The organism is Candidatus Limousia pullorum, from assembly GCF_057405065.1.
The window spans coordinates 2,287,059-2,310,931 of record NZ_CM171614.1; the positions used below are offsets into that span (position 1 = coordinate 2,287,059).

A 23,873-nucleotide genomic window follows, 5' to 3' on the forward strand; every position below is an offset into this window, starting at 1 on the left:
CTTTTTACTTTTTCAGCTTCAAACCGTCCTTAAAGGCTTCCCCCACTCTCTCGGTAACTTTATAATAGCCGTGGGTATATGGGTCAAATGCAATGGCATTTACCAGTGACATATTGAGCTTATCACCCTCCATAACGCTTTCATCCGCTGTGACTTTCAAAACCTTTCCTATTACGCCGCAGCCGTATTCATCACCCTGATATTCAATAAATTTACATTCAAGACATAAAGGAAATTCGTTGATTACCGGAGCATCTACAACATCGGACTTTGACGCTGTCATTCCGCTTTTTGCAAACTTATCGGCTACTCTGTTGCCGGATTCAACACCGAAATAGTCCGCTTCCACAACGTGAGAGGCATCGGCGATACTCACTGTAAAACCGCCTCTGGCCTTGATATTCTTTACTGTCTTGTGTGATTCGGACAAATTCAACGCAACAATATCACGGGCCTGCATAGTTCCCCATGCGGCGTTCATAACATTCACGCTGCCGTCCTCGTTGTATGTGGCTATCATCAATACCGGCATCGGGAAAATTCCCTCAGTAATGTTAAGCTGTTTTCTCATTTTACTTACCTCTCTTTTCTTTTTAATTGACACAATCATCGTGTTCAATTATAATTATAGCAAGTAATGATAAAAATACAAGTACTGTCATTAAAGACAGTTACTATACAAAAGGAAAGTGTAAAATGATAAAGAACTATATTGAAAACGCAAATTTTGAGGATACAGGGTTCAGCTACACCATGTCCATTATCTCCGGTAAGCACAAGATGGTAATTCTCTACTGTCTTATGGAATTTGAGGTAGTGCGCTTCAACGAGCTTAAACGCTATCTTAAAACAATCTCCGACAAAACCTTGAGCAGTAATCTAAAAGAACTGGAAAAAGACCAGCTTATTGTGCGCAATGAATACCCTCAAATCCCACCAAAGGTTGAATACTCACTCAGCGAGAGAGGTCGCTCTTTGATGAAAATTCTTGACCAGCTCTGTGTTTGGGGCGAAGAAAACAGAATATAAATATCAATTAAAATACAACTCAAGTCTTCCATAAGCGGAAAATATTTAACTTCGCTTGCGGGAGATTTTTTTATTCCATTTTTAGAGAGGATGTAAATTATGAGCATATTTTCAGGCTTATTTAATTCCCGTGACAAGCCAAAAAATCAGACTGCCGGAAGCAGATATACATTCTATATGGGCGGTTCTTCATCGGGTAAAGCTGTTACATAGCGTTCTGCAATGCAGATGACAGCTGTTTATTCCTGTGTCAGAATTTTATCGGAAGCAGTGGCAGGTCTTCCACTTCACTTTTACCGATACACCGATGACGGTGGCAAAGAAAAAGCCATAGACCACCCGCTGTATAACCTGCTTCACGATGAGCCTAATCCGGAGATGACCTCTTTCATCTTTCGTGAAACCCTTATGACTCATCTTCTGCTCTGGGGAAACGCTTACGCGCAGATAATCAGAAACGGCAAGAATGAAATCATTGCATTGTATCCCCTTATGCCAAACAAAATGGAGGTGAGCAGGGATAAAAGCGGACAGCTTTATTATACATACGTCACTCAGGCGGAAGAAGCTCACACTACGAAAGGTAATATTGTTTACCTCAACCCCTCAGAAGTTCTCCATATTCCTGGACTTGGTTTTGATGGCCTTGTAGGATATTCACCTATAGCAATGGCAAAAAATGCCATAGGTATGGCTGTAGCCTGCGAGGAATACGGAGCTAAGTTTTTTGCAAACGGAGCCGCTCCTGGTGGTGTGTTGGAACATCCCGGCACTATCAAAGACCCACAGAGAGTACGTGAAAGCTGGCAGTCCACTTTTGGCGGAAGCGGCAACAGCAATAAGGTAGCTGTTCTGGAGGAAGGAATGAAATACACACCAATAGGTATATCACCGGAACAAGCTCAGTTTTTAGAAACAAGAAAGTTTCAGATAAATGAAATAGCTCGAATTTTCAGAGTTCCTCCCCATATGGTAGGCGACCTTGAAAAGTCGAGCTTTTCTAATATAGAACAGCAGTCCTTGGAGTTTGTGAAATATACGTTGGATCCGTGGATAGTTCGTTGGGAGCAATCAATAAGACGAGCTCTTTTGACACCTGAGGAAAAGAAAAAATATTTTGTAAAGTTTAATCTTGAAGGATTACTGCGAGGCGACTATCAAAGCCGAATGAATGGCTACGCCATAGGCAGGCAAAACGGCTGGATGAGCGCAAACGACATAAGGGAGCTTGAAAATCAGGACAGAATTCCTGCCGAAGAGGGCGGAGACTTGTATCTTGTTAACGGCAATATGCTTCCCATAAAAACCATAATTGAAAGGAATGATAAGAGCGAAAATGAAGAAGTTTTGGAACTGGAAAACAATACAGGTGAAGAATCAGGAAACAATGGCGGAGAGAACTCTGTATCTCAACGGCACAATAGCCGAGGAAAGCTGGTATGAGGACGATGTAACACCTAAGCTTTTTAAGGATGAACTTATGTCCGGAACCGGCGACATAACCGTTTTTATAAATTCTCCCGGCGGTGACTGCGTGGCGGCGGCTCAGATTTACAATATGCTGATGGATTACAAGGGTAATGTTACCGTAAAGATTGACGGAATTGCCGCCTCTGCTGCTTCGGTTATAGCTATGGCAGGAACAAAAGTTTTAATGTCACCGGTAAGTCTTATGATGATTCACAACCCTCTCACCGTGGCTATCGGTGACAGTAAGGAAATGAAAAAAGCTATTGATATGCTAAGCGAGGTCAAAGAAAGCATAATAAACGCCTATGAGCTTAAAACAGGATTATCACGAACTAAGCTTTCACACATGATGGACTCGGAAACCTGGATGAACGCACAAAAAACTCTTGAGCTTGGATTTGCCGACGGTATTTTATTTCAGAAAGACGACAGTATTTCCGATTTATCAGATACCGAAAACAGCTTTACTTTCAGCCGAAGAGCTGTGACAAATTCATTGATTGACAAAATCACCGGACACAAAAAGGAAATTGAAAACTCAGGAACTCCAATAGAGTATCTTGAAAAAAGACTAAACCTTATTAAACCATAAACAGGAGGAATTTAACATGAGCAAAGTAAACGAACTTAGAACACAGCGTGCTAAAGTGTGGGAAAATGCCAAGGCTTTTCTCGACTCACACAGAAATGAAAAAGGCATTCTCTCTGCGGAGGACACAGCCGCCTATGAGAAAATGGAACAGGAAATTGTGGACTTGGGCAACGAAATATCAAGGCAGGAAAAGCTTGACGCCCTTGAAAGAGAGTTGAACCTGCCGGTCAACTCCCCTATTCTCGAAAAACCAAATTCAAATAAAACAGATACGAAAACCGGACGAGCCTCTGACGAATACAACAAGGCTTTCTGGGCGCAGACAAGAAGCAAAGGCGGACTTATCAGCCACGAGATTAGAAACGCTTTGCAGGTGGGCACTGATACAGAGGGCGGATATCTTGTGCCTGATGAGTTTGAAAACACACTTGTCCAGTCCCTTGAGGAGGAAAATGTTTTCAGAAGTCTTGCCCACATATTCAGCACTACTTCCGGCAGTCACAAAATCCCTATTGTGACTACAAAGGGAACTGCTTCATGGGTTGACGAGGAGGGTGCAATTCCGGAAAGCGATGAGAAATTTGGTCAGCAGCTTATCGGAGCACACAAGGTTGCCACAATGATTAAGATTTCTGAGGAGCTTCTCAGTGACTCTGCCTTTGACCTTGAGGGCTATTTTAGAACTGAGTTTTCAAGGAGAATCGGCAACAAGGAGGAAGAAGCCTTTCTCACCGGCGACGGCACAGGAAAGCCTGTGGGCATTTTCAATCAGACCGGCGGCGCAGATGTGGGAGTTACCGCCGCTTCCGCCACAGCCATAACCTCTGACGAGCTTATCGACCTTTTCTATTCCCTCAACAGTGCCTACAGAAAAAAAGCTGTCTGGCTTTTGAATGACTCAACCATTAAAAACATACGAAAGCTTAAGGACTCCAACGGTCAGTATCTTTGGCAGCCGGCACTTCACGAGGGCGGATACGACACACTCCTTGGCAAAAGGCTGTACACTTCCCCCTATGTTCCCCAGGTATCGGGCGGCAACAAAACAATAGCTTTTGGCGATTTCAGCTTTTACTGGATCGGCGACAGAAAAGGTATCACCTTTAAAAGGCTCAACGAGAGATTTGCAGAAACCGGACAGATCGGATTTATTGCGTCAAAGCGAGTTGACGGAAAGCTTATTCTTTCCGAAGCCGTAAAGGTTCTTCAGCAGAAAAGCGCCGGCTAATAAATGACGATTATGATTGATGAACTTCTCCAAAAAGTAAAGCAGAACCTTATTCTAAACCATGAGGCGGATGATGAGCTTTTGAAAGGCTACATCACCGCCTCAATTTCATACGCTGAAAGCTATCAGCATTTAAAGGCAGGTTTTTACAGCGAAAATCAAATGCCGGCCACAACTGAACAGGCGGTCATTATGCTTTCGTCCCATTTCTATGAAAGCCGTGACGGTTCAACCGGTGGATTTTTTGCGGACAATGTTCAGGCAGGTCAGCAGGTTTGGAATACGGTGAATCTCCTGCTTAGATTGGACAGAGAATGGAAGGTTTGATATGTCTTTTGGAAAAATGACGGAGTTTATCGACATAGTGGAAAAAGAAACCATAAAGGATGGCGAGGGTTTTAAAACCGAAAAGGATAAAATCATAGCAACTGTGAGGGCGTACCGAGAGGGACGCCACGGCAGTGAAAAATGGGCAAACAGAGCATCGTTTTCCGACGCCACCCATCTTTTTAGATTCAGATGTATTCCCGAAGTAAAAATAACCACAGCCATGACCATTGTGTGCAATGACGGAAGGTTTGATATAACCTCCGTTGAGGACGTAAAGGGCAAAGGCATGTATGTGGAGGTTTTGGCTAAAGAGATTACACCGAGCAAATAAAGGAGTGAAAAAACATGGCAACAGCGAAAGTAAAAATGCCGGATAAGCATTTGAGCAAGCTTTCAAAGCTGGGAAAAAATACAGATATGATAGTTGAAAAAGTTCTTGAATCGGGCGGAGAAGTTATGGTTAAAAAGATAAGGGAAAACCTCTCAGCAGTTGTGGGTTCAGGAACAAAGTATGAGTCCCGCTCCACCGGAGAACTTGAGGACTCTTTGGGCGTTGCTCCGATGGATGTGGATGAAAAGGGAAATTACAACATAAAAATAGGCTTTAACGAACCAAGGCGCACACAGTATGAAGCGAAGAGCAAAAGAAGCTACAACACCGCCACCAATGCAATGGTTGCAAACGTCCTTGAATACGGAAAGCACGGTCAGCCGGCAAAGCCATTTTTAAAGCCAGCAATATCCTCTTCTCGTTCCCGGTGCAAAAAGGCTATGATTGATACCTTTAATGAGGAGATTAAAAAATTATGAGTCTGCTTGCTGAACTTAAAGGTATTGCAGAAAGCCTTAATATACCTGTTGAAACAGGTGTATTTTCTGATATTGCACCTGATGAATATATAGTCCTTACCCCTATGACAGACACTCTTTCCCTATTCGGAGATAACTCTCCAAACGTTGATATTCAGGAAGTGAGAATTTCTCTTTACACAAAGAATAACTATACAGAAAGAAAAAATCAGCTTACGGAAAAGCTTCTGAAAGCTGAAATAACCATAACTGACAGACGGTATATCGGTCACGAAGACGATACCGGCTATCATCATTACGCCATTGATACGGCGAATTTTTATGAAACGGAGGAATAAATGTGGCAACAATAGGCCTTGATAAGCTGTTTTACGCAAAGATAACAAACGGAGCTGACGGGGATGAAACCTACGATACACCAAGACAGCTGGCAAAAGCAATGACTGTAGAGCTTTCTGTGGAGCTTGCAGAGGCGATACTCTATGCCGATGACGGAGCCGCCGAGATAGTAAAAGAATTTGTAAGTGGAACACTTTCCTTGGGTGTTGACGATATAGGCTCGGAGGCAGCTTCCGACCTTACAGGAGCTGTAATTGACGAAAACGGTGTTGTGGTTTCAGCAAGCGAGGATGCGGCAGACCCTGTGGCAGTAGGCTTTAGAGCGAAAAAGTCAAACGGAAAATACAGGTACTTCTGGCTTTACAGAGTGCAGTTTGGAATACCTTCAACGAACCTGACCACCAAGGGCGAAAGCATAGAGTTTTCCACACCTACCATTGAGGGAACCGTAACCAGAAGAAACAAGGTTGACGCCAAAGGCAGACACCCATGGAAAGCGGAGGTCACAGAGGGAGACACCTCAGTTACCGCAGACACCATAAGCAAATGGTATGGCGAGGTTTACGAACCAGCCTATGCAGATTCAGAACCATAATATTAAAGGAGCGGATTTAAATGGAAAATGAAAGAAGCGCAAATATAACACTGGGCGGTGAGGAGTACACTCTCATTCTCACAACAAAAGCCACAAAGGAGATAGCCGGCAAATACGGCGGCCTTGAAAATCTGGGAGATAAGCTGTTAAAATCGGAAAATTTTGAAATGGCTTTAAACGAGGTTGTCTGGCTCATAACACTTTTGGCGAACCAGTCTATTTTAATTCATAACATCAAAAACAAGGAAAATAAAAGAGAGCTGCTGACAGAGGAAATGGTGGAGCTTCTGACTTCACCTTCGGACTTGGCAGGCTTTAAATCGGCCTTGTCGGAAGCTCTCTACAAAGGCACAAAAAGAAATATTGTAAGCGAGGACAACACAAAAAACTCACAGGTCGGGTAACAGATGAAGAACTGTTCACCCGACTTCTTTATTACGGTCTTGCCCACCTTAATTTAACTCAGGATGAAGTGTGGCTCATGCCCTTTGGACTTTTGTTAGACCTATGGGAATGTCACAAACAGTGGAACGGTCAGGCAAAGCCGAAACGTGAGGTTTTCATAGATGACGTTATCCCGTGCGGAATTTAACAAAAGGCAGGTGATAAAGTGGCAGATGATTTTGGTTTAAGAATCGGTCTTGAGGGCGAAAAGGAATTTAAAAAGGCGTTAACTGAAATTAACCAATCCTTCAAGGTGCTGGGTTCGGAAATGAAGCTTGTTTCCTCCCAGTTTGACAAAAACGACAATTCGGTTGAGGCTCTGACCGCCCGAAATCAGGTTCTAAACCGTGAAATTGATGAACAGAAAAAGAAAATCGAAACACTTCGCTCTGCCTTGAACAATGCATCTAACTCTTTCGGTGAAAACGACAAGAGAACAAAGAACTGGCAGATCCAACTGAACAACGCTGAGGCCGCTCTCAACGATATGGAGCGTGAGCTTAAGCAAAATGAAAAAAGCCTTAAAAATACAGGTGATGAGTTTTCAGACGCCGGCAAGGAAGCCGACGAGTTCGGAGATGAAGTTAAAAATGCTTCGGATGACGCTGAAAAATCCTCAAAAGCCATACAAAATATAGGTACAGCGGTAAAAGGAATGGCGGTAACCGTGGGAGCCGCCACTGTTGCCGCAGGTGCCGCCCTGGTTGGACTTACAAAAAAGTTTTTAGACCTTGCTGAATCTACCCGAGAATACCGTGAAGACCAAGCAAAGCTTGACACAGCCTTTACTACAGCAGGATTTACCGCAGAGCAGGCAGGAAATGCTTACACCGATTTTTATTCTATCTTAGGTGAAGAGGACAGAAGCGTCGAGGCGGTAAACCACTTAGCAAAGCTTTGTAAATCGGAGCAACAGCTTTCCCAATGGACAGATATTGCCGCCGGTGTTTGGGCAACTTTCGGGGACAGTCTGCCCATTGAGGGTTTAACGGAAGCTTCAAACGAAACCGCAAAAACCGGAAAGCTTACCGGAGTTTTGGCTGACGCTTTAAAGCAGTGATTACCATGTAAATATTAAAAAAGACTGCAAGGGACTGTCTGACGCCACAAATGAAATCTATACACAAAAAGGCCTTGGACAGTACGGAGAAACTATTACCGGCTACAGAATAGGACCCAGAACTATTGAAATTCAGGGTTCTTTCCGAATAACCGATAAGATTTCTGTAGCGCAGTTAAGACAAAATTTAAATAACGCTTTATCTCCCGAGGAAACACTTGAGATTACATATGACCTCAACGGAATACAGAGAAAAATTTCAGGAATTGCTCAAAGCATAAAGTTTACTTGTACAAAAATTCTTTATGATTTCTATATTTCAATCCTCTGTCCGGATCCGCTTTGGTGTGACCCAATGGAAACCGCCACTTCTATTGTGTCATGGGAAGGAGCTTTTGAGTTTCCTGTTGAAATCACAAGCGATTGGGAAATTGGAAGGCTGAATAAACAGGCAGAAGTCAACGTGATAAATCGAGGCGATGTGACCTGCGGATGTAGAATTGTATTTTATGCCACTGCGAGTCTTACAAATCCCTCCTTGAAAAACACAGAAACAGAGGAATATATAAAACTCAAGGTCTCACTTTCCAAAGGCGACAAGCTGGAAGTTACAACCCATTACAGAAACAAAACCGCATATATAACCAGAGCTGACGGAGAAAAGGAAAACGCCATACAGTATTTGGACCCATCTTCAACCTTTTTACAGCTTGAAATCGGCGATAATCTTTTCAGCTATAACGCTGACAGCGGCAAGAGCAATCTTGAGATAACCATATATCACGATAACTTGTACAGGGGTGTGTAAAATGAATATCTTTATTTATGATACAAGTCTTACACTGCTGGGTGTAATAGATGACCCAATATCTCTCATATGGACACGCAGATACTGGGAGTGCGGAGAATTTAAACTCCTTATCGGCTATAGTGATTTCAATAGAGATATGCTGGCAATGGGAAATATCATAACAATTCAAGGCTATGATGAAGCCGGACAGATAAGCTATGTTGCCATTACAAAGGATGAAAAGGGCGAGCAAATCGAAGTACAAGGCAAATTCCTTTTATCATGGCTCGGTAAAAGGATTATCGAAAATCAGATAATAACCAAAAGCACCACTGAGCTTATCATGCTTAGAATTGTAAAAGAAAATGCAGTAAATCCCACAAACTCGAAAAGAAAAATCCCCAATTTGCTTTTGGGAGCTTCTCAGGGATTAGGCGGAACTATTGACTATTCATCGGACGCATATGTAAATGCTCTGACAGCTTTAGAAACAGCGGCAAAGGCCGGAAAGCTTGGTATAAAGATAATTACTGACTTTAAAAACAAAAATCACACCTTTACAGTGTATAAAGGTGTGGACAGAACGGTTGACAATACAGGCGGACTTCCGCCCTGTATCTTTTCCCCGGAGTATGACAATGTATTAAGTCAGGATTATGAATATGACACAAGCAATAAGAAAACAACGGCTTACATAGGCGGAGAAACAAAGGAAGGTGAACAGCGTGTTGTGGTAAGTACACAGGACAGCTTAACGGGACTTGACCGCACGGAGGTTTTTGTAAATGCATCCGATATTAAGCAATCATACATGGACGGCACGGAAGAAATATCAATTTCATTGGATGAATACAAAAACTTACTTTTGGCCCGTGGCAATGAGGAGCTTGCGTCATATACGGAAGCGAGAACTTTTAATTCTGAACTTTACACTGCCGGAAATCTTGTATACAAGCAGGATTATGACGTTGGCGACAGAGTGACCTGTCTTAATAAGCAGTGGGGTATACAGATAAATTCAAGAATAACAGAAGTACAAGAGGTTTATCAGGACGGCGCACAAAGTATCCAGATTAAATTTGGAGAGAGTGCGCCTAAACTTTTAAATAAAATAAGACAGATAAATTCACAGAAGGGAGTATGACACTATGGAAAAATCCTATTTTTTTGACAGCGATAACGGCGACCGCAAGTATGGTTCAACCTACTGGGCAGAATATTTTTCTTCATTTATTGAAAACGGCATCTTTTTAAAAACAGGCAGTGAGCTTTCCATGGGATTGAGTCCTTACGGCGACAGAGCTTTTATACTGCGTCCGGGAAAAGCTTTTATAAACGGATATGGTTATAACAATGACAGTGACAAGAGCATTGAAATTCCGGAATCACACGCAACTCTTAACCGTATTGACAGTATAGTGATACAGTGGAATTTGTCCGAAAGACAGATAAGAGCAAAGCTCAGATCCTCAACACCTGCGGAAAATCCAACACCTGTGACACCGGTGAGAAATGCCGAGATATGGGAACTTGTCATAGCTGAAATTTATGTAGGCAAAGGAAACAGTCAGCTTAATATAACCAGCTATAAGGATAAGAGGTATGATACCAACGTATGCGGCATAGTCACAAGCGTTGGCCAGCCAATAGATACAACAAAGCTTAATGAGCTTATTGATAAGCTTTTTACAAGGTATGATGAGCTGGAAGAACAGTTTGAGGGTATAACCGGAATTAGAACCTACTCCGGAATTGATACAGATACCAACATATCGGTCACGGATAACAGTGTAACGCCTAAACTTGGAGATATAATAGCTGTAAGAATGACAAACCCCAGCAATGATTCAGGCGTACAGCCGGGAGCAACGCTCACTTTCAACGGCAAAAAAGAGAGCATAAGTGTTATTAACGGCACTTGGGAAAACCACTCAATAGCTCAGTACTCATCCGCTGTATTTATGAAAAGTAACTCCGGCTGGATTTTGCTTAGCTTTGACAGTAAAAGCGGGATAACCAATAAAAAGATTTCTTTCCCTTCAGGAGGAAATGTGACCCCTATTGATGGGATATCTTTTGACATAGGAGAAGCCACATCCGATGTGACTGTATTATCTACACAATCGGGAAACATACAGATAACGGCAAGTATAATATTTAAAAAGGGCTCAGCAACAAAAATAACCGTTGCTCCTTATTACCATATAAACAAAAACGTTTTTGATTTATCCGGATACACAGCAAACGATTATGTAATCATAAGCATAAATAACGGTGCTGTTTCCATAGGTAAATCAATTTAAAGGAGGAAAATAAATGAAACAAATCTGGACTTTAATACAAATAGTCTTTTCCGCTTTTGGCGGTTTTATCGGCTGGTTCTTAGGCGGAAACGATGGCTTTATTTACGCACTTTTGGCGTTTGTGGTAATCGACTACATAACCGGAATTATGTGCGCTATAGCCGATAAGGAGCTTTCAAGTGAGGTAGGCTTTAAAGGCATATGCAAAAAGGTTCTCATCTTCGCCTTGGTGGGAATTGGAAATCTTTTGGATATATACATTCTGGGACAGGCAGGTATTTTGAGAAATGTGGTAATCTTCTTTTATCTTTCAAATGAAGGCGTGTCAATTCTTGAAAACGCTTCACATCTCGGCTTGCCGGTTCCGGAAAAATTAAAGGAAATACTTAAACAGCTGCATAATGGAAAGGAAAGTGAAAACTAATGTCATATACAAATTCTTCTCTTATATCATACACAAAATTAAGCCCTAACCATTCAGGTGAGAGAACCCACTCTATTGACCGCATTACTCCCCACTGTGTGGTTGGTCAGTGTGCAATCGAGACACTGGGCAATCTTTTTGCATCTACTTCCTGCCAGGCATCCTCCAACTATGGAATAGGCTTTGACGGAAGAATGGGAATGTTTGTTGAAGAGAAAAACCGCTCCTGGTGTTCATCCTCCAACGATAATGACCAGAGAGCGGTAACAATCGAATGTGCATCAGATACCACAGCGCCATATGCTTTCTACGATGTGGTTTACCAGTCACTTATCAATCTTTGTGTTGATATCTGCAAGCGCAACGGTAAAACAAAGCTTTTGTGGCTTGGCGATAAAGATAAAACCCTCGCCTATGAACCGAAATCAAATGAAATGGTGCTTACTGTACATAGATGGTTTGCAAACAAGAGTTGCCCCGGCGATTGGCTTTACAGCCGTTTGGGAGACCTTGCAGACAAGGTGACTTCCAAGCTGGTTGGCAGTTCGGATAACACTGCTGACGGGACAATCTACAGAGTACAGACAGGAGCCTTTTCGCAGAAAGCCAATGCCGAAGCACAGCTCGAAAAGCTGAAAGAATCCGGGTTTAACGGTTTTATCACAACGGGTACGGTTCAGAAGCCGGATAACACACCCGATGAACCTGCCCTTGCTGTAGGCGATAAAGTAAAGCTCGACAGTGATGCCACAGTGTACGGCACATCAATGAAGTTTTCAGACTGGGTATACACCTCTACCCTGTACGTAAGAGAAATCAGCGGCGACCGTGTGGTTATCTCAACACAGAAAACCGGAGATGTTACCGGAGCGGTTGACAAGAAATATTTGAGTAAGATTTGACACCAGTGATTAAAACATCTTATATGTTGAACTCTTAACATACTTATAATATAATATCTATAATGTAAATTTAAGGAGAACTATTATGAGTATATCTTTTCGACATACAGCTGGTTTTGGGAAGAGGATGGAATATAAAATAATTGGAGATATGCTAATGGAAGGGCTTGATTGCTATGTTCCATTAGTTGATGACCATGGTGTGGATTGTGTAATAAAAAAGAAAGATGGTACATTTATAGAAATTCAAATAAAAGCGCGCTCTAATGAAGCTATCTTTGGTAACGCCGCACTTTTTGCAGGTATTCAACACGAATATACTCCCAATTTTTACTTTGTATTCTATTCCGAAAGAATGAACCTTATGTGGATTCTATCATCAGAAGAATTTTTAGCTGAGTGTAACACCAATAAACTCGGAAAAAATACAGGTAAACACACTATATGGTTTAACGGAAAACATCGCAATGCTGAAACAGGAAAAAATGAAGAATATTGTAAAGAACGCTATAATAAATATATTTGCAAAGACTTTTCAAGATTTTACTAATTTATTAAATTAAAATTTCATATTGAGCATTACAACACCCGTCAAGGATTAAAAACTTGGCGGGTGATTTTTTTATTTAAAAAACCTTAACTCTCCCCTTTTCCGTGGCTATATTGTGAGGGACATTCCTCGGAAAGGAAACGACGCTATGATGACACAAATTCAAAAGGCTGAAATTTTAAATCTACGAAGACAGAATTTTTCTTACAGTCAAATAGAAAAACAGCTTTCTCTCTCCCCTAACACTGTCAAATCCGTATGTCAAAGGGCTATTAAATCACCTGGCAAAAACGGACTTTGCTTAAACTGCGGAGAACCTATTTTTGTAAATCCTAAAGCTAAACCAAAACAGTTCTGCTCTAATTCTTGCCGCATCGCCCATTGGCGAAAATCAAACGGTAAAAAAGGAACTGAATATCATTTGATATGTCAACACTGCGGCAGTGAGTTTGTAACTTTCGGAAATAAAAGACAAAAATACTGCTCTCACAAATGCTACATATCCCACCGATTTGGCGGTCATATTGAAGCACAATAGACTATATATTCAGAATTATTGACTTTCTATTCGTGTAGAATATATGTTCTTATTTCCTTGATAAGTCATTTCTTTAGAGTTAATATGTCACAAAAGGAGGGTATCAATATAATGAACTGTATCAGAATGATTAGGCCTCTTCCTAAACTTACAAAGCCAAAGCGTGTGGCGGCTTACGCCAGAGTTTCCGCTGACAACGACGCAATGCTTCATTCCCTATCGGCTCAGATAAGCTACTATCAAAGGCTTATTCAAAATCACAAGGGCTGGACCTTTGCCGGAGTTTATGCAGATAACGCCATGACAGGAACAAAAACCTCAAGGGAGAATTTCCAGAAGCTTCTCACTCAGTGCCGTGAGGGTAACATCGACCTTATTATCACAAAATCCGTTTCCCGCTTTTCACGAAACACTGTGGCTCTTCTGGAAATTGTCAGAGAGCTTAAAAGCTTAGGAATAGGCGTATTTTTTGAAGAGCAAAACATAAACACGTTAAGCGCTGAGGGTGAACTTTTATTGACACTTCTCGCCTCTTATGCTCAGGAAGAAAGCCTTTCCGCCAGTGAGAACCAGAAGTGGAGAATACGAAACTCCTTTAAAAACGGAAAGCTTGTCAATATCAGATTTTTATTTGGATACAACATTGAGAAAGGAAAAATTTTTATAAATCCAGAACAAGCGGCAATCGTCCGTGAGATTTTCGCAAGGGTTATCAATGGTGAAACCTTGGGAAATATCAGCCGTGATTTAAACTCCCGTGGAATTACCGGAGCATTGGGCGGACATTGGGAAGCCCACCACATTAAAAACATAATAACAAATGAAAAATACACCGGAAACGCCATTTTACAAAAGCGTTACCGCAACAATCACATCGATAAAAAGGAAGTTACAAACGACGGACAGTTGGACAAGTATTATGTAAAAGACACCCACTCCCCTATTATTGATGAGGAAACTTTCAACAAAGCTCAGCTTGCCCTAAAAGAAATCGACGAGGTTTTTTCAAAAAGAAAAAAGCCTTCCAGAAGCATTTTTACCGGAAAAATAATCTGCGGAAAATGCGGAAAGACCTTTAAAAGAATTACCACAAAAAAATCCCATGGCTGGAATTGCAGTACATTTCTGACAAAAGGAAAAGAAACCTGCAAAACAAGGGCAATACCTGAGGACATATTAAAAGAAAAAATATCAGAAGTTCTGGGGACTGCTGAATTTGACGAGAACGCTTTTTTATCATCAATAGACCACATTGAGGTTCCCGAGAACAACATTCTTCGTTTTATCTTTAATAACGGAAAAGTTAAAAAAACAACCTGGGAATTTATCTCAAGGAGCAATTCATGGACAAAAGAAATGCGTGAAGCCGCATCGGAAAGATTTAAAAATCAAAGGAGGAAAAACACATGCCAAGAGTAACCACAATACCTGCCACAAGGAATTTATTCACATCAGAACCAATCAATCAAAGAACAAAAAGACGAGTTGCCGGCTATGCCAGAGTTTCAACGGACAGTGACGAACAGTTCACAAGCTACACGGCTCAAGTCGAGTACTACACAGAATTTATCACCTCAAATCCTGAATGGGAGTTTGTTGGGGTTTACACAGACGAGGGAATTTCAGCTCTCAGCACAAAAAATCGTGAGGGATTTAATCAGATGATTTCCGATGCATTGGACAGGAAAATCGACCTTATTGTGACAAAGTCGGTGAGCCGATTTGCACGAAATACAGTTGACAGCCTTTCGACTATCAGAAAATTAAAGGACGCAGGCTGTGAATGTTATTTTGAAAAGGAAAATATTTACACTTTTGATGGCAAGGGCGAGCTTCTTCTCACCATTATGTCTTCCCTTGCCCAGGAAGAAAGCCGAAGTATTTCGGAAAATGTGACCTGGGGACAAAGAAAAAGGTTTGCCGACGGAAAAGTGAGCCTCGCTTACAAAAGCTTTTTAGGATACGAGCGAGGCGAAGACGACAAACCTAAAATTGTTGAAGAGGAAGCCAAAATCGTAAGGCAAATTTATCAGCTTTTTCTTGAGGGAAAAACGGCAACAGGCATTGCAAAATACCTGACCGACGAAAAAATCCCCACCCCTATGGGCAAAACCACCTGGTGTCCACGCACAATTAAAAGCATACTGGAAAATGAAAAATACAAAGGCGACGCCCTTCTTCAAAAGAAGTTTACCGTTGACTTTCTCCAAAAAAAGACCAAGAAAAACGAGGGTGAAGTTCCCCAATACTATGTTGAGGGAAGTCACGAAGCCATTATCGACCCTGACCAATGGGAAATGGTTCAGCTTGAAATAGCAAGGCGAAAAGCTTTAAACAGAAGATACAGCGGCAGAACGATTTTCTCAAGCAAAATAGTCTGCGGCGACTGCGGCGGATTTTACGGCAGTAAGCTTTGGCACTCAAACATGAGTTACCGAAGATACGTTTGGGAGTGCAACAGCAAAGTAAAAGGCGAAACTAAATGCAAAACCCCAGCTATAGATACTCCGGCCATTAAGGAAAAATTCATGGAAGCCTGTAATTACCTTATGGCGGATAAAGCTGAGGTTGTTAGCCGCTGTAATAAAAAGCTTGAAAAAATCGGCGACCTTGGAAGATTTGATAAAAGGATAGAAAAACTCAGAGATGAGCTTAACCATATTTCAGACTTGGTTGACAACTGTGTTCAGGAAAACGCCACCGTTTCCCAGCAGCAGGACGAATATGAAAAGCGATATTCTGCACTGGAACAACGCTATAATGAAACACTGGCAAAACTTCAAAAGATAAACAACAAGAAAACCGATTTAAAAAATCAGGAACGAGTATACCGCCTTTTCCTAAATTCACTGGAAAAGCAACCAATCTTCATGAAAGAATGGTCCGACACCCCATGGATAACCCTTCTCGAAGAAGCTGTAGTACATAAAGGTAAAAAAATAACTTTCAGATTCAAAGACGGTACGGAGATTACCAGGGAGTTTATTATGAGGTAAGAAAAAGAAACAGTTTTGAATATTATAAGTAAAATTTCCTTATCTCTTTCGGTGTCAGGGATCACCTCCGCGGGTACGGAGATAATGAGCGTTTTTCAATAAAAGAAGCCAATGACCATGGATCACCCCCGCGGGTGCGGGGATAATGTGGCAAAAATTAAATTAGGCGACTTCGGAGCGGGATCACCCCCGCGAGTGCGGGGATAATGAATTTTTAACGCCATTGATTATGCCTTGATTGGGATCACCCCCGCGGGTGCGGGGATAATTTCTTGTAAGACACACCGCAGTCAATCAGTATGGGATCACCCCCGCGGGTGCGGGGATAATAGGTTCATGGCAGCAAATTTAAGCCTAACCCAGGGATCACCCCCGCGGGTGCGGGGATAATCCTCAATCAAAAGTGAGTAAAGTCCAATAGCTGGGATCACCCCCGCGGGTGCGGGGATAATAACCTTTTTAGCTGGGCTTAAATGCCTATACACAGATCACCCCCGCGGGTGCGGGGATAATAAGCGGCTATTTGTATAGGGTAGTAAAGCTCTGGGATCACCCCCGCGGGTGCGGGGATAATGAAACAGGCATATCGGGATTGATACCCACCACGTGGATCACCCCCGCGGGTGCGGGGATAATATCCATATAGAATTTCTGAAAAAGGTGTACAAGAAATCACCCCCGCGGGTGCGGGGATAATATGGCAGGAGAGCCGCACGAAATGCACGAGGCTGGATCACCCCCGCGGGTGCGGGGATAATTTTAAATTTACAGGTTATTGTCCAGACCCCTTGGGATCACCCCCGCGGGTGCGGGGATAATTTCTTTCACCTAATGTAGCGGTGATTATTTCTGGGATCACCCCCGCGGGTGCGGGGATAATTGGTATCAAGATAATTTTGACGACCTTGTAATGGGATCACCCCCGCGGGTGCGGGGATAATCATTAAATTTTACTTTATAAAGCCACACAAATCGGATCACCCCCGCGGGTGCGGGGATAATGCAGACGTTACAGTTTCCGGATTTGATGAAACGGGATCACCCCCGCGGGTGCGGGGATAATATGCAGAAGCGGTTACATCTTTTTCGGATGCTGGGATCACCCCCGCGGGTGCGGGGATAATTCTCCCAACTTATTATGCTGGTAGGATAAAAGGGGATCACCCCCGCGGGTGCGGGGATAATTTGATATGGAATAAGAGGGTAAACGTGCAACTGGGATCACCCCCGCGGGTGCGGGGATAATAAGAAAAAGCAGACGAACCACAAGTAGATTTAGGGATCACCCCCGCGGGTGCGGGGATAATGTTTTATGCCAACTTTCTTGCAAGCCTCATATGGGATCACCCCCGCGGGTGCGGGGATAATAAGAAAGAATTTATATTTAGAGCAAAAGAAACAGGATCACCCCCGCGGGTGCGGGGATAATGGTGTCATTATTCTTACAAGGTCGTCATTACCGGGATCACCCCCGCGGGTGCGGGGATAATTTTCTAAAAGCTTTTCAGGTCTTTCGCAATATTGGATCACCCCCGCGGGTGCGGGGATAATGGTATGATTTAATTATATTAAGATTTGATACAGGGATCACCCCCGCGGGTGCGGGGATAATATGAAAAGCCTTTGCCATTTTTCGTGTACAGCGGGATCACCCCCGCGGGTGCGGGGATAATATGAAACAACAGAGCCTACAACAGCGGCAAGTGGGATCACCCCCGCGGGTGCGGGGATAATCCACCACAGCGTTAAGAGCTTCGCTGGTGCAAGGGATCACCCCCGCGGGTGCGGGGATAATTAAGGTGCAGATTTTCGCCCTGCAAAGCACAGGGGATCACCCCCGCGGGTGCGGGGATAATCGCCGCCGCAAAAGAGCACCCAGAGCACGAGGGGGATCACCCCCGCGGGTGCGGGGATAATCGTCGCTTTTGTCGGAGGTCTTGGTGCGGCAGGGGATCACCCCCGCGGGTGCGGGGATAATTGTCAATCGCCTGTGCCACGGTCATGCGACTTGGGATCACCCCCGCGGGTGCGGGGATAATGGCAGAACTACAGAAACGCAAAGGCCGCAGGCGGGATCACCCCCGCGGGTGCGGGGATAATCCTCTTTCTTCCATATAGGAATTGATATATTCGGGATCACCCCCGCGGGTGCGGGGATAATTTCTTTTCTTTTTCGGATGTAGCAAAAACCTCGGGATCACCCCCGCGGGTGCGGGGATAATTTCTTTTCTTTTTCGGATGTAGCAAAAACCTCGGGATCACCCCCGCGGGTGCGGGGATAATACTGCGGCTACTGTGCAGGCGGAAACGGCTCAGGGATCACCCCCGCGGGTGCGGGGATAATAGTGAGTATAGGTTGTAGTTTATCAGCCACCTGGGATCACCCCCGCGGGTGCGGGGATAATTCAGGTCAAAAAGGGTGCTGACCGTCCATTTCGGGATCACCCCCGCGGGTGCGGGGATAATCGAAAAAATAGAGCTAAAGGGCTTGACTTTTCGGGATCACCCCCGCGGGTGCGGGGATAATCCAAATAAAGCCACATTCGGAATTGTCAACCTGGGATCACCCCCGCGGGTGCGGGGATAATCAGTCCTCTACAAGCTCTACAGCGACCCCAGAGGGGATCACCCCCGCGGGTGCGGGGATAATGAAAGCTGTGCTTCTGTAAGCTGTCCAGCGCCGGGATCACCCCCGCGGGTGCGGGGATAATTCGTAAAACCTCACTGCACGTTTGCGGCTGTAGGGATCACCCCCGCGGGTGCGGGGATAATCAATAGTTATATGCTGATTTTAACGCTTTTCGGGGATCACCCCCGCGGGTGCGGGGATAATGCGATTTCTCTCTTGCGATTTTTTGAAGGCTCGGGATCACCCCCGCGGGTGCGGGGATAATGTTGATAAATCAATATCAGTTATGCTTGATATGGGATCACCCCCGCGGGTGCGGGGATAATATTACCAAAGGATGATTGGTCTCTTAAGCTTGGGGATCACCCCCGCGGGTGCGGGGATAATAGAAGAAAAGCGATGGATATAACCCACAGTTGGGGATCACCCCCGCGGGTGCGGGGATAATTTGTTCAAATTTTGTCTTAAAAAGGACACCGTGGGATCACCCCCGCGGGTGCGGGGATAATACTAAAAAAGTCCAGTAAAACTCAGACTTTTGTTAAACAAAAATTTAAATTTCATTTAACTTTTTAAAGATCCCATATGTAATATAACAATCCCTAAGTGCCCTATGTGAACCATAAGTATCAACCAAAAAATATTTTGCAACAGTTTGTAATTTATAATCAGAAACTTCTTTGATCTTTCTTTTTGCAAGAACATGTGCATCAACATATTTATTTCTCAACTGTGATATTTTCAATTTTTTACACGCTGCCTGTATAAAACCATAATCAAATGGTGCATTGTAACATATAATCAAGTCAGAATTTAAAAATTCGATAAACTCTTTTAACGCATTTTCCAAATCACGACCTTCTTTGATTAAATGCTCTGTCGTTAACCCCGTAAGCTTTTCAATTTCTTTTGGAATAGACTTATCACATTTTATCTCAAAGTTTAATTCATCTTTTGGCAAACCATTTCTGATGCGTAAAGCTGCAATTTCGATTATACTATCCGTTAAATGAGAAAGTCCCGTAGTTTCTACATCAATTACAGTGTAATTATCATATTGCATTGAAGATTTTTTAGCTTTTTGAATACTTTGGATTTTTAAATTTTTCGCTTCTCTGCTAAAACTGAGTTGCGTACTATTATTTTCAAAATGTTCATCATTTTGTTTCAAATGCATGTTCGGTCTTCTCATAAGTTTCAGACCATCAAAATCCACGATTTCCCAGCTTGTGTTGTGTACTCTAAACTCCATTTTTTGTTCACCTTGCGCCGGAAATATCATTGTTGCCTGTCCTTGATTTATATTTTCACAGATTCTTTCCCAAAGCAAATCTCTAACTCGGGCAGATACTTTACCCACATAAACTCCTGTATTTATTTCAAACAGCCATTTTGAAATATCTCCTCGGAGCTTTGGAGGACAATTTGTAATTACGACGGTAATCATTCAAAATACCTCCTAATCTTCCGAATAACTTATTCCATTTGATACTATTCCTTTGCGGCTGTCCCATAAATATGTAACATCAACATTAGAATCATCGGAACAATCATCTTCTTTCAGAAGATAACGTATATCCTTAACCATTCTTTCCAATAAATGAGATGCTGCAAATTCATCTCTTACTCTTCTTCTGACTGTACCAGGCAAATCAGGAGGATTTTTAGAGGCTATTTCAAAAGCTATTGGAATAGTAATTTCAGCTTTATAAAGGTCTGCTATATCATATACAAAAGAACACTCATGCCCAACGTGAATAAATCCCAAACCAGGCGAACACCCCAAAGCAAAAATCACAGCATGTGCCAAGCCATAAAGACATGTGTTTCCTGCTGATAAAGCTTGGTTTACCGCATCGCTATCTTCAAAATTATCCGGATCGTAATCTCTGCCGTTCCACGGTATTCCCCATTTTTTTGCTGAATTTTTGTAAGCTTTTTTTACGCGGCTGCCTTCTCTTCCTCTAAGCTGTTGTGTAGTAAGACCACTTACATCCTCATCTGGAAAACGAAGCTGATACATTTTTCTTACTACTTCTAAATGTGAACGCTGGTTACTGACAAGTTGAGCCTGTTTTACAAGGAGATGAGATCTGTGTGTCAAAGGACGGCCACCTGCATAAAATCTTACACCATGTTCTCCTACCCAAACAATAGACACACCTGCATCACCTATTAGTTCTATTGCACGGTGAGTTACATTTGTTCCAGGCCCCAATAATAAAACTGAAATTGCAGCCGCAGGAACACGTATTGTTCCATGTTCATCTCTTACAAGTATAGCACTATCCTCTCTATTAAGTTGACAATGTTCTAAATAAAGGAAACTCATTCTGTCTCCGATTTGAGGAAGTTCCTGTATTTCAGGCTTTTCCATACCGGGAATATTAGAAGCCATAAATATCACCTTGCCTTTACGACAGTCAAAAGACCCATGCCGTAGGCCTTACCTCTTCCTAATCCTCCAACCAATGTATTTTTAAAGAGTTCTGCATCTTTAACAGTTAAATATCCCTCATAAGTAACTGAAAGTAATGTTACCGGATGTTTTCTTACACTGCCTTTAAAAAACTTATACCACTTGTGCTCAACTACTGAAAAAGAATTTTCTTCCAAAGTAAAACCATTCTTTTCACTTCTTTCCAATAACCACTTTTTCTGATATTCAGGGGTTATATGTGCATACACAGTTCCTCTTTTTTCCTTTTCATTACCATTTTTACAGCTCTTTGTTGGATTTGCAGTCAATCTAAATCTCCACTGCGTACCATCTTTTATACGGTCAAGCAAAGGCGTATACTCTTTTGTTTCCCATAACTGTTCTGCATTATCAACCCCAAATTGTTTCACTGCATGTTCCAAATTTGGTTTTTCAGAACTTAAAAGTAATAAATAATTTCGGCCTGCCAGGGAATCTATTCTCCATAGACATCTTTTTCGTTCTCCCGGAAAAGATGATTCCACGGCTCCATGAAACAAATTCGGAGAGACAAGGGCTTTCATTGTACTTCTTTTCTTAAAATCCAATTCAAATCTTGTTAAAAAATACATTTAGTCACCCCCTGTCAATTCAGCCATTACATCATGTTCTGTGTTGTACTCAGGAAATTCGTAATTTTTATTAACCATTGTAATTGGGGTATGTTCAACTATAGGGCGATAACCATACTGGCGTTTTCTTGGATCAAATGAAACAGCCACGTCTTTTTGTCTTACCGCTCGAGAATCTTTTGGGTCAGAATCCGTAATTATGCGAAGTTTAAAATCCGAACGGTTTTTAAGCTTTTTTTGCATATACTGAGAAATAAGCCAAGGTTCAGACTGTAAAGCTTCCAGCAAGCTGCATTCACGAATTCCCAAAGATAAGGGTAATGTTGGCGGACATGATCGTCTTCCTAAAAATAACGGAAACGCAGGATTTAAAACAGCATTATTAAGTTTCTGCAGTAATTCTTCTTTATCACTTTCTAAGCCAACAAGGAAAACTGCATCTGATAAATAATAACGATGTGTAACATATGTTTTACTTTCATTTAATTTGACTGTATGATAATCGTGAAGCAACTCTCCTTCATGATCTACCCTCACGCCAAAAGAAAGTTCATTTAAATCCTGTACAGATTCATCACGAGATCTTCCCAGTGCAGACGCCAATAACCCAATAACACCACTTTTCGTAGGTTCACGGCTTGTTCGTCTTGTTTCAAACTTAGATTCGTACCCCCATGCCTGCAAAGGTGCTGACATTCGCAATAATAGGGTACTCATTTTTCATTCTCCTTATTACAATAGTCACTGACCTGAGCAAATAATTCCTCCATGAGCTGCTTCATTGATACTTGGGAAGCAATACTGCTTTCGCATGAGCCAATATAATAAGCGTTCTTAGGAGCATCAACAAACGTCTTATAGGTCTTATCAGCATAATCAGTCAATGCTTTAATTGACTTTAAAACATATCCATTTTGATCAGCTCTAACAGGTGCTTCAAAGGCTCCTGCAAGATTTACGGGCTGGTCTTCTCTAATAGTTATGTATGCAAAATCAGGAACAGTTCTATTTGCAAATGTGTTCTGCTTACCTGTTGGCATTGAAAGCAAAAAGGCCTTTACAAAACCTTCAACAACCTTAGGAGTATCTGTACCCAAACTCTTAACAAGCTCTCTTACATTCACAGTTGCATAACGATAAAGTGTCGAGGAGTTAAATTCAACTGTTCCCAAATGTCCGGCTCCGGCATTGTCTTCATTGGAAATGTCATCAACTGCAGTGAAATAATCATATTCATTATGTACCTCATGTGTCGATATACTGTGCGCAATTTGTGCAGCTGCATCATAATTTATTGCTGGCTTATCTGCAACCATTCTACCAAACAAAGCAATGTCTATAGAAGGGAAATTTATTATAGCTTCTTGATATTCTTTATCACTATCTGAATTATTTGAAATTAACTCTGCCAACGCTTTAGCTTGCTTACGACTAACAAAGACTAACGCTTTACTGTTTAATTCCTTTGTTTTTGTATCTTTTTTTAATTCTATATTTGCTTTTTTCAGTTTTTTTATTATAATATCCTCTTTCACAACACAATCCATCTCTTTAAGAAGTGTTACAATTAATTCATATACTTTCTTGGTTCTAACACCTATCTGCTCATCTGTAAATATATCCTTAAACATCAATCTCATTGCGTGCTTCCAAGACTGGCTTGATACTCTTGCTCGAGTAACTCCGCCGTATACAGCGGTTTTCGGACTTCCCGTATCGTCACGGTTTACGCAGCTGGGCGGAACGGTTTGAAGTACATGGATATCAACATATAACGAATTCATAAAACAGCC

23 protein-coding genes, 2 pseudogenes and 1 CRISPR repeat array are annotated in these 23,873 nt (G+C 42.3%); of the genes and pseudogenes, 19 read left to right on the forward strand and 6 right to left on the reverse strand.

All coding sequences use genetic code 11. The features are described 5' to 3' along the window. Nucleotides 1-4 precede the first annotated feature (4 nt). Entirely contained in the window at nucleotides 5-571 is a 567-nt protein-coding gene (locus CGICJO_RS10555) for a flavin reductase family protein (protein ID WP_486498839.1), read from the reverse strand. 125 nt (nucleotides 572-696) lie between these two features. On the opposite strand from CGICJO_RS10555, the gene CGICJO_RS10560 reads away from it, so the two are divergent. The 19 genes and pseudogenes from CGICJO_RS10560 (at nucleotide 697) to CGICJO_RS10655 (ending at nucleotide 16,400) form a co-directional block, all read left to right on the forward strand. Further along, nucleotides 697-1,029 (forward strand): winged helix-turn-helix transcriptional regulator, encoded by a 333-nt coding sequence (locus tag CGICJO_RS10560; RefSeq protein ID WP_087379441.1) that lies wholly within the window; start codon nucleotides 697-699, stop codon nucleotides 1,027-1,029. Between the two features lie 99 nt (nucleotides 1,030-1,128). Then, a pseudogene (locus CGICJO_RS10565) lies at nucleotides 1,129-2,472 on the forward strand (phage portal protein). Continuing rightward, complete coding sequence (locus CGICJO_RS10570) at nucleotides 2,366-3,091, forward strand: head maturation protease, ClpP-related (protein WP_486498840.1); 726 nt, start codon at nucleotides 2,366-2,368, stop codon at nucleotides 3,089-3,091. Before CGICJO_RS10565 ends, CGICJO_RS10570 begins: the two are co-directional and overlap by 107 nt. Nucleotides 3,092-3,107: 16 nt before the next feature. Then, nucleotides 3,108-4,319: a phage major capsid protein gene (locus CGICJO_RS10575; RefSeq protein ID WP_486498841.1), complete on the forward strand. Its 1,212-nt coding sequence runs from the start codon at nucleotides 3,108-3,110 to the stop codon at nucleotides 4,317-4,319. 3 nt (nucleotides 4,320-4,322) lie between these two features. Beyond that, nucleotides 4,323-4,646, forward strand: coding sequence for a head-tail connector protein (locus tag CGICJO_RS10580; RefSeq protein WP_486498842.1), 324 nt, complete (start codon nucleotides 4,323-4,325; stop codon nucleotides 4,644-4,646). Between the two features lies 1 nt (nucleotide 4,647). Then, nucleotides 4,648-4,980, forward strand: a complete 333-nt coding sequence (locus tag CGICJO_RS10585) for a phage head closure protein (RefSeq protein ID WP_486498843.1) — start codon at nucleotides 4,648-4,650, stop codon at nucleotides 4,978-4,980. 14 nt (nucleotides 4,981-4,994) lie between these two features. Further along, nucleotides 4,995-5,459 (forward strand): HK97-gp10 family putative phage morphogenesis protein, encoded by a 465-nt coding sequence (locus CGICJO_RS10590; RefSeq protein ID WP_486498844.1) that lies wholly within the window; start codon nucleotides 4,995-4,997, stop codon nucleotides 5,457-5,459. Further along, the gene (locus tag CGICJO_RS10595; protein ID WP_486498845.1) at nucleotides 5,456-5,797 is read left to right on the forward strand and encodes a hypothetical protein; all 342 of its coding nucleotides are present in this window, start codon (nucleotides 5,456-5,458) and stop codon (nucleotides 5,795-5,797) included. The genes CGICJO_RS10590 and CGICJO_RS10595 overlap by 4 nt, the downstream gene beginning before the upstream one ends. A 2-nt stretch (nucleotides 5,798-5,799) precedes the next feature. Then, nucleotides 5,800-6,393 carry a major tail protein gene (locus CGICJO_RS10600; RefSeq protein WP_486498846.1) on the forward strand — a complete coding sequence of 198 codons (594 nt, stop codon included), beginning with the start codon at nucleotides 5,800-5,802 and terminating at the stop codon, nucleotides 6,391-6,393. Between the two features lie 20 nt (nucleotides 6,394-6,413). Beyond that, complete coding sequence (locus CGICJO_RS10605) at nucleotides 6,414-6,797, forward strand: hypothetical protein (protein ID WP_486498847.1); 384 nt, start codon at nucleotides 6,414-6,416, stop codon at nucleotides 6,795-6,797. Nucleotides 6,798-7,003: 206 nt separating this feature from the next. Beyond that, nucleotides 7,004-7,567, forward strand: a pseudogene (locus CGICJO_RS10610) (phage tail protein); the annotation flags it as partial. A 364-nt stretch (nucleotides 7,568-7,931) separates the two neighbouring features. Beyond that, complete coding sequence (locus CGICJO_RS12720; protein ID WP_505300427.1) at nucleotides 7,932-8,705, forward strand: phage tail family protein; 774 nt, start codon at nucleotides 7,932-7,934, stop codon at nucleotides 8,703-8,705. 1 nt (nucleotide 8,706) lies between these two features. Next, complete coding sequence (locus CGICJO_RS10625; protein WP_486498849.1) at nucleotides 8,707-9,831, forward strand: siphovirus ReqiPepy6 Gp37-like family protein; 1,125 nt, start codon at nucleotides 8,707-8,709, stop codon at nucleotides 9,829-9,831. A 4-nt stretch (nucleotides 9,832-9,835) separates the two neighbouring features. Beyond that, nucleotides 9,836-10,990, forward strand: a complete 1,155-nt coding sequence (locus CGICJO_RS10630) for a hypothetical protein (RefSeq protein WP_486498850.1) — start codon at nucleotides 9,836-9,838, stop codon at nucleotides 10,988-10,990. A 13-nt stretch (nucleotides 10,991-11,003) separates the two neighbouring features. After that, nucleotides 11,004-11,414, forward strand: a complete 411-nt coding sequence (locus tag CGICJO_RS10635; RefSeq protein WP_486498851.1) for a phage holin family protein — start codon at nucleotides 11,004-11,006, stop codon at nucleotides 11,412-11,414. Further along, on the forward strand, nucleotides 11,414-12,316 hold the full coding sequence (locus CGICJO_RS10640; protein ID WP_486498852.1) for an N-acetylmuramoyl-L-alanine amidase: 903 nt from the start codon (nucleotides 11,414-11,416) through the stop codon (nucleotides 12,314-12,316). The genes CGICJO_RS10635 and CGICJO_RS10640 overlap by 1 nt, the downstream gene beginning before the upstream one ends. An 85-nt stretch (nucleotides 12,317-12,401) precedes the next feature. Then, entirely contained in the window at nucleotides 12,402-12,866 is a 465-nt protein-coding gene (locus CGICJO_RS10645) for a hypothetical protein (RefSeq protein WP_486498853.1), read from the forward strand. Nucleotides 12,867-13,515: 649 nt separating this feature from the next. Next, the gene (locus tag CGICJO_RS10650; RefSeq protein ID WP_486498854.1) at nucleotides 13,516-14,823 is read left to right on the forward strand and encodes a recombinase family protein; all 1,308 of its coding nucleotides are present in this window, start codon (nucleotides 13,516-13,518) and stop codon (nucleotides 14,821-14,823) included. Beyond that, on the forward strand, nucleotides 14,811-16,400 hold the full coding sequence (locus CGICJO_RS10655; protein WP_486498855.1) for a recombinase family protein: 1,590 nt from the start codon (nucleotides 14,811-14,813) through the stop codon (nucleotides 16,398-16,400). The genes CGICJO_RS10650 and CGICJO_RS10655 overlap by 13 nt, the downstream gene beginning before the upstream one ends. A gap of 57 nt (nucleotides 16,401-16,457) precedes the next feature. Continuing rightward, a CRISPR array of direct repeats spans nucleotides 16,458-19,538; the repeat unit is 29 nt; unit sequence GGGATCACCCCCGCGGGTGCGGGGATAAT. A gap of 44 nt (nucleotides 19,539-19,582) precedes the next feature. Here the strand turns inward: CGICJO_RS10655 and cas2e are convergent. From cas2e to cas7e, 5 genes are read right to left on the reverse strand one after another with little or no spacing between them, the layout of a single operon-like run. Next, nucleotides 19,583-20,476, reverse strand: a complete 894-nt coding sequence (cas2e, locus tag CGICJO_RS10660; RefSeq protein ID WP_486498856.1) for a type I-E CRISPR-associated endoribonuclease Cas2e — start codon at nucleotides 20,474-20,476, stop codon at nucleotides 19,583-19,585. 12 nt (nucleotides 20,477-20,488) lie between these two features. Beyond that, entirely contained in the window at nucleotides 20,489-21,427 is a 939-nt protein-coding gene (gene cas1e / locus CGICJO_RS10665; RefSeq protein WP_486498857.1) for a type I-E CRISPR-associated endonuclease Cas1e, read from the reverse strand. A 5-nt stretch (nucleotides 21,428-21,432) separates the two neighbouring features. Next, entirely contained in the window at nucleotides 21,433-22,080 is a 648-nt protein-coding gene (cas6e, locus tag CGICJO_RS10670) for a type I-E CRISPR-associated protein Cas6/Cse3/CasE (RefSeq protein ID WP_486498858.1), read from the reverse strand. After that, nucleotides 22,081-22,797 (reverse strand): type I-E CRISPR-associated protein Cas5/CasD, encoded by a 717-nt coding sequence (cas5e, locus tag CGICJO_RS10675; protein ID WP_486498859.1) that lies wholly within the window; start codon nucleotides 22,795-22,797, stop codon nucleotides 22,081-22,083. It lies immediately after the preceding gene. Beyond that, entirely contained in the window at nucleotides 22,794-23,864 is a 1,071-nt protein-coding gene (cas7e, locus tag CGICJO_RS10680; protein ID WP_486498860.1) for a type I-E CRISPR-associated protein Cas7/Cse4/CasC, read from the reverse strand. Before cas7e ends, cas5e begins: the two co-directional genes overlap by 4 nt. Nucleotides 23,865-23,873: the final 9 nt, after the last annotated feature.

Coding starts and splice junctions, on each gene's coding strand:
- CGICJO_RS10570 (WP_486498840.1), top strand. CDS start 2,366: ATGAAGAAGTTTTGGAACTGGAAAACAATACAGGTGAAGAATCAGGAA.
- CGICJO_RS10560 (WP_087379441.1), top strand. CDS start 697: ATGATAAAGAACTATATTGAAAACGCAAATTTTGAGGATACAGGGTTC.
- CGICJO_RS10650 (WP_486498854.1), top strand. CDS start 13,516: ATGAACTGTATCAGAATGATTAGGCCTCTTCCTAAACTTACAAAGCCA.
- CGICJO_RS10575 (WP_486498841.1), top strand. CDS start 3,108: ATGAGCAAAGTAAACGAACTTAGAACACAGCGTGCTAAAGTGTGGGAA.
- cas6e (WP_486498858.1), bottom strand. CDS start 22,080: ATGTATTTTTTAACAAGATTTGAATTGGATTTTAAGAAAAGAAGTACA.
- CGICJO_RS10625 (WP_486498849.1), top strand. CDS start 8,707: ATGAATATCTTTATTTATGATACAAGTCTTACACTGCTGGGTGTAATA.
- cas2e (WP_486498856.1), bottom strand. CDS start 20,476: ATGATTACCGTCGTAATTACAAATTGTCCTCCAAAGCTCCGAGGAGAT.
- CGICJO_RS10640 (WP_486498852.1), top strand. CDS start 11,414: ATGTCATATACAAATTCTTCTCTTATATCATACACAAAATTAAGCCCT.
- cas1e (WP_486498857.1), bottom strand. CDS start 21,427: ATGGCTTCTAATATTCCCGGTATGGAAAAGCCTGAAATACAGGAACTT.
- CGICJO_RS10580 (WP_486498842.1), top strand. CDS start 4,323: ATGACGATTATGATTGATGAACTTCTCCAAAAAGTAAAGCAGAACCTT.
- CGICJO_RS10595 (WP_486498845.1), top strand. CDS start 5,456: ATGAGTCTGCTTGCTGAACTTAAAGGTATTGCAGAAAGCCTTAATATA.
- CGICJO_RS10635 (WP_486498851.1), top strand. CDS start 11,004: ATGAAACAAATCTGGACTTTAATACAAATAGTCTTTTCCGCTTTTGGC.
- CGICJO_RS10585 (WP_486498843.1), top strand. CDS start 4,648: ATGTCTTTTGGAAAAATGACGGAGTTTATCGACATAGTGGAAAAAGAA.
- cas5e (WP_486498859.1), bottom strand. CDS start 22,797: ATGAGTACCCTATTATTGCGAATGTCAGCACCTTTGCAGGCATGGGGG.
- CGICJO_RS10655 (WP_486498855.1), top strand. CDS start 14,811: ATGCCAAGAGTAACCACAATACCTGCCACAAGGAATTTATTCACATCA.
- CGICJO_RS10645 (WP_486498853.1), top strand. CDS start 12,402: ATGAGTATATCTTTTCGACATACAGCTGGTTTTGGGAAGAGGATGGAA.
- CGICJO_RS10630 (WP_486498850.1), top strand. CDS start 9,836: ATGGAAAAATCCTATTTTTTTGACAGCGATAACGGCGACCGCAAGTAT.
- CGICJO_RS10605 (WP_486498847.1), top strand. CDS start 6,414: ATGGAAAATGAAAGAAGCGCAAATATAACACTGGGCGGTGAGGAGTAC.
- CGICJO_RS10590 (WP_486498844.1), top strand. CDS start 4,995: ATGGCAACAGCGAAAGTAAAAATGCCGGATAAGCATTTGAGCAAGCTT.
- cas7e (WP_486498860.1), bottom strand. CDS start 23,864: ATGAATTCGTTATATGTTGATATCCATGTACTTCAAACCGTTCCGCCC.
- CGICJO_RS10555 (WP_486498839.1), bottom strand. CDS start 571: ATGAGAAAACAGCTTAACATTACTGAGGGAATTTTCCCGATGCCGGTA.